This window comes from Nonomuraea zeae, assembly GCF_005889725.1.
Classification (GTDB): Bacteria; Actinomycetota; Actinomycetes; order Streptosporangiales; family Streptosporangiaceae; genus Nonomuraea; species Nonomuraea zeae.
Genome location: NZ_VCKX01000494.1, coordinates 1 through 5,250, shown reverse-complemented (window position 1 = coordinate 5,250; position 5,250 = coordinate 1). Strand labels below are relative to the sequence as shown.

Sequence of the window (5,250 nt, the reverse complement as noted above, 5' to 3'; positions counted from 1 at the left end):
GTGCCGGGCCGGCCCGGAGGCGGCTCACGGAGGCGCCGGCAGCCGGGGCGCGCGGGCCTGGACGCCGACCCGCTTGAGCCGGATCCGCTCCTCCCTCGGCACCGGCTCCAGCTCCACCGTCCGCGCCCCCTCCGGCACGTGCCGCAGGTCGTGCGTGATGAGCAGCGTCGTCCGCCCGGCCATCAGCCGCCGTAGCGGCTTCATGACCTGTGCGGCCATGGCGTCGTCCAGCCCGTTCATGGGCTCGTCGAGCACCAGCACGGGCGCGTCCCTGAGCAGCGCCCTGGCGATCCCGATCCGCTGCCGCTGGCCTCCCGACAGAAGCCGCCCCCGCTGCCCGACCGGGGAGTCGTACCCCTGGGGCAGCAGCTTGACGAAGTCGTGCACCCCGGCCACCTCGGCGGCCCTGATGACCTCGTCCAGGCTGGCCTCGGGCCGCCCGTAGGCGATGTTGTCGCGTACGGACCCCGAGAACAGCAGCGTCTCCTGGTGCAGGATCGTGATGTTCGCGCGCACCGACTCCCTCGTCAACCCGCGCAGGTCGGCCCCGTCCAGCAGGACGCGCCCCGCGTCCGGGTCGTAGAAGCGCAGCAGCAGCTTGGCCATCGTGGACTTGCCGGCCCCGCTGGGACCGGTGAAGACGACCACCTCGCCGGGCTCCGCGGTGAACGACAGGTCGCGCAGCACCGGCCGGCTCCGTCCCGGATAGGCGAACCCGACCCGCTCGAACGCCACGCTCCCCCGGCTCCTGCCCGCGGGCGCGGCGTCGGGCGCGTCGGTGACGAGGGGCCTGGCCCGCAGGATCTCGATGACCCGGTCGGACCCGGCCGCGGCCTCCGACACCGTCATGGCCAGCTCGCCCAGGCCCTGCACGGCCGGGTACAGCAGGGCCAGGTACGCGGCGAAGGACAGCAGGCCGCCGAGCGTCAACCGGCCGGCGGCGATCTCCCACGCCCCCACCCCGAGGACGATGATGAGGCACACGGTCTCGATGACCTGCACGGCGGGACCGTACAGGCCCGACAGCCACGCCTGCGTCATGTTGGCGCGCAGCCACCCGCGCCCCTCCCCGTGCAGGCGACGCGACTCGGCCCCCTGCCGGTTGTACGCCTGCACGAGCGGCTGGTTGGCCAGCCCCTCCTCCAGGACGCTGTTCATGGCCCCGTTGCTGTAGCGCTCGCGCGCCGCCGCGGTCCTGAACCGGCTCGCGAACAGCTTCGAGACCACAAGGAATGCCGGGATCAGCGCCATCGTGAGCAGCGCGAGGTCCCACCGGACGAAGAAGGCCGCCCCGGCGAAGAACAGCACGCTGGCGACCGTGGTGAACGCCTTGACGAGCCCCGAGCCGACGAGCTCCTCGATGGCCTCGATGTCGTCGGTCAGCCTGGCCATCAGGTCGCCCAGCCGGCGCTTCTCCGAGAAGTCCGGCGCGAGCGTCTGCAGATGCGCGAACACCCGGTCCCGCAGCGTGAGCAGGAACCGTTCCGCGCCGAGCGCGGTGGCGTACGCGCCGGCGAAGGAGGTCACCCCGGCGATCGCGGCCAGCCCCAGCCAGATGAGCGCGGGCGTCCAGAACGCCGACAGGTTCCGCGTGGTGAGCACTTCGTCGGTGATGTGGCCGAACAGGCGGATCGCGGCCACCTCGCACAGCGCGGCCAGAACGGCGAACACCACTCCGGCCGCGAATAGCCGCCGCAATCCGCGAGTGTCCGGCCAGAACTCGCGGAATGTCCGGCGAATGGAAATCGCCGGCGCGAGTTCACGGCCGGAGATAGGCAATGAGAGCCGGCGGCCAGGCCGCCGGCTCTCACGGGGCTTATCTAGCACCCCCACCACCGACGGCGGGCGCAGCCGGACCAGCGCCGCCTGCACCTACGGCGACGGCGGCAGCCCCATCCTGCCTGGAACCCAGTCTGCGCTAGCTGCGTGCTTGCCATGATTCCTCCCCCGTTGGTGGATACATGCACAATTCGGACGCTAGCACCCGAAATGGGATAAAGCACGAGATATTCTTCGATTTCAAAAAGACTTGACCGGTGAATCCCGCACAGAAAGGCGATCCCGCCCGCTCGTTAAAACGAAAGCCAACGAGTAAAAGCACTCACGAAGGTCAGGCGATCGCCAAAGATGCTACTCGGAGCTGGTTCCAAGGTGTATGTCACCCGATACTTTGGTTCGATGGCCCGCGCGGCCCCCGCTGCCACGATGGATCCATGGTGATTCTCGGTGTTCTGCTCATGATCCAGGGCTTCGGCGGCCTCATCGCCGACCAGTTCTTCGACAGGAGCTTCGGCCTGCTGCACCTGTGGCTCGACGGCGGCACGCTGACCGCCGTGAGCGCCGCCGTGGGCCTGCTCGGCCTCGTGGTGACGGTGACCGGCGCGCGCGCCGAGGAGAAGTCGTGACCCCCGGCGCGCCCGCGAGCGTCAGGTCAGCGAGGAGTAGGCCACCACACCGCGCCGCATGGCGTCCATGGCCTTGCCCGCCGTCGCCTTGATCTTGCTGCCCTGCGGCGCGGCGTTCCCGAGCTGCCCCAGCAGGTCCATGAGCTGCTTGATCCACCGTACGAAGTCACCGGCGGCCAGCTCGTTGCCGTTGACGCCCTCCATGAGGACGGCGTCCAGGCTGTGGCCCTTGGCCCACCGGAAAGCCGCCCAGGCGAACCCCAGATCGGGCTCCCTGATCGTGGACAGCCCGTGGTCGGACTCGATGCCCTCCAGCTCGCCCCACAGCCGCATCATCGACGTCAGCGCGTCCTGGGCCTTGCCCGCGGGGATCTTCGGCCGGCGCGCGTCGTCGGCCGCCCGCGACTCGAACACCAGCGCCGACACGCACGCCGCCAGCTCGGCCGGGTCCAGCTCCTCCCACAGCCCGCCCCGCAGGCACTCGGCGGTGAGCAGGTCGAGCTCGGTGTAGAGGCGGCCCAGGCGGCGGCCCTCGTCGGTGACGGTCTCGTCGTCGAGGTAGCCGAGCTGCTCCAGCACGGAGCAGATGCGGTCGAACGTCCGCGAGATGACGTGCGAGCGGCCTTCGACCCGGCGGCGCAGCCCCTCGGTCTCGCGCAGCAGCTTGTAGTAGCGCTCGGCCCACCGGGCGTGGTCCTCGCGCTCGTCGCAGCCGTGGCAGGGGTGCTGGCGGATCTGCCGGCGCAGGTCGTTGACCTCGTCGTCCTCCACCGCGTGGTCGCGCGCCCTGGCCGGCTTGCCCAGGTCGCGATCGCCCATCTTGGCCAGCAGCGTGGAGACCAGGTTGGCACGCTCCTTGGGCGAGCGGCCGTTGAAGTTCTTCGGGATGCGCAGCTTCTCCAGCGGCTCCACCGGGACGGGGAAGTCGGCCGGGTCGAGCTTCTTGACCTGCTTGCCGACCGTCAGCACGAGCGGGCTCGGCCCCGCGCCCGCCCCGCGCCCGCGCGGGTTGCGGCCCGGGTCCAGCACGATCGCCAGGCCCGCCCTGCGCCCGCCCGGCACCCGGATGACGTCACCGGGCTCCAGCGCCTCCAGCGACCGTACGGCGGCGGCCCGCCTGGCGGCCCCGCGCTGCTTGGACAGCTCCGCCTCCCGGTCGGTCAGCCGCCGGCGCAGCGCCGCGTATTCGGGGAAGTCGCCCAGGTGGCACGTCATGGCCTCCTGGTAGCCCTCCAGCGCCTCCTCGTGCTTGCGCAACTGCTTGGCCAGCCCCACGACCGCCCGATCGGCCTGGAACTGCGCGAACGACTCCTCCAGCAGCGTCCTGGCGCGTTCCCGGCCGAACTGGCCGACGAGGTTGACCGCCATGTTGTACGACGGCTGGAAGCTGGAACGCAGCGGATATGTACGGGTGCCCGCCAGGCCCGCCACCGACAGCGGGTCCATCCCCACCTGCCACAGCACCACCGCGTGGCCTTCGACGTCGATCCCGCGCCGCCCCGCCCGCCCGGTGAGCTGGGTGTACTCGCCCGGGGTCAGGTCGGCGTGGGTCTCGCCGTTCCACTTGTCGAGCTTCTCGATCACCACGCTGCGGGCCGGCATGTTGATGCCCAGCGCGAGCGTCTCGGTGGCGAACACTGCCTTGACCAGCCCGCGCGTGAACAGCTCCTCCACGACCTCCTTGAAGGCCGGCAGCATGCCCGCGTGGTGGGCCGCCAGGCCGCGCTCCAGGCAGTCGCGCCACTCCAGGTAGCCCAGGACCGCCAGGTCCTCGTCGGGCAGATGGGCGGTGCGCTCGTCGACGAGCTGCCTGATCTCGTGGCGCTCGCGGTCGGTGGTGAGCCGGATGCCGGCGTACAGGCACTGCTGCACCGCCGCCTGGCAGCCCGCGCGGGAGAAGATGAACGTGATCGCGGGCAGCAGCCCCTCGGAGTCGAGCTTCTCGATCACCTGCACCCGGTCCGGCGGCCTTGAGCGCTGGGGCCTGCCGTAGCCGCGCCGGCCCCGCCCGGCGGTCAGCCGCTCGGCGTCGCGCGTCACCCGCATCAGCGTGGGGTTGATGCGCGGCGTCAGGTCGTCGGCCATGAACATGTCGTAGATCCGGTTGCCGACCATCATGTGCTGCCAGAGCGGCACCGGGCGGTGCTCGTCGACGATCACCGTGGTCTCGCCGCGCACCTCGCCCATCCACTCGCCGAACTCCTCGGCGTTGCTGACGGTCGCCGACAGCGCCACCAGCCGCACCGACTCGGGCAGGTGGATGATGACCTCTTCCCACACCGCGCCACGGAAGCGGTCGGCCAGGTAGTGGACCTCGTCCATGACGACGAACCCGAGCCCGGCCAGCGTGGCCGAGCCGGCGTAGAGCATGTTGCGCAGCACCTCGGTGGTCATGACCACGATGGGGGCCTCGCCGTTGACGCTGTTGTCGCCGGTCAGCAGGCCCACCTTGGCAGTGCCGTAGCGCTTGACCAGGTCGTTGTACTTCTGGTTGGACAGCGCCTTGATGGGGGTGGTGTAGAAGCACTTACGGCCCTGCTCCAGGGCCAGGTGGACGGCGAACTCGCCGACGACCGTCTTGCCCGAGCCCGTGGGCGCCGCCACCAGGACGCCGTCGCCCGCCTCCAGCGCGCGGCAGGCGTCGAGCTGGAAGTCGTCCAGCGCGAAGTCGTACAGACCTCGGAACGATCTGAGAGCGGCCTCGTCGTCCCCGTGCTTCTGACGGAAGGCCGCGTAGCGTTCCGCTGGCGTTGTCATACCTGTCAGCCTACCGAAATCGCCATTCCGGTCCGTCCCGGCCATTCCGCCGCCCCCGCCCCGTCCGCCCTTTCTCTTATACACATCT

3 protein-coding genes are annotated in these 5,250 nt (G+C 70.6%); 1 reads left to right on the top strand and 2 read right to left on the bottom strand.

Going from position 1 to position 5,250, the window contains the following annotated elements; all coding sequences use genetic code 11:
* Window positions 1-24 precede the first annotated feature (24 nt).
* On the bottom strand, window positions 25-1,698 hold the full coding sequence (locus tag ETD85_RS59800; RefSeq protein WP_240780133.1) for an ABC transporter ATP-binding protein: 1,674 nt from the start codon (window positions 1,696-1,698) through the stop codon (window positions 25-27).
* A 515-nt stretch (window positions 1,699-2,213) separates the two neighbouring features.
* On the opposite strand from ETD85_RS59800, the gene ETD85_RS59795 reads away from it, so the two are divergent.
* Window positions 2,214-2,405, top strand: a complete 192-nt coding sequence (locus ETD85_RS59795; protein ID WP_138698680.1) for a hypothetical protein — start codon at window positions 2,214-2,216, stop codon at window positions 2,403-2,405.
* Window positions 2,406-2,426: 21 nt separating this feature from the next.
* On the opposite strand, the gene ETD85_RS59790 is transcribed toward ETD85_RS59795, so the two are convergent.
* Entirely contained in the window at window positions 2,427-5,162 is a 2,736-nt protein-coding gene (locus ETD85_RS59790) for a DEAD/DEAH box helicase (RefSeq protein ID WP_138698679.1), read from the bottom strand.
* Window positions 5,163-5,250: the final 88 nt, after the last annotated feature.

Bases quoted from the DNA above. Each gene is read 5' to 3' on its own strand.
- ETD85_RS59795 (WP_138698680.1), top strand. From the start codon at position 2,214: ATGGTGATTCTCGGTGTTCTGCTCATGATCCAGGGCTTCGGCGGCCTC.
- ETD85_RS59790 (WP_138698679.1), bottom strand. From the start codon at position 5,162: ATGACAACGCCAGCGGAACGCTACGCGGCCTTCCGTCAGAAGCACGGG.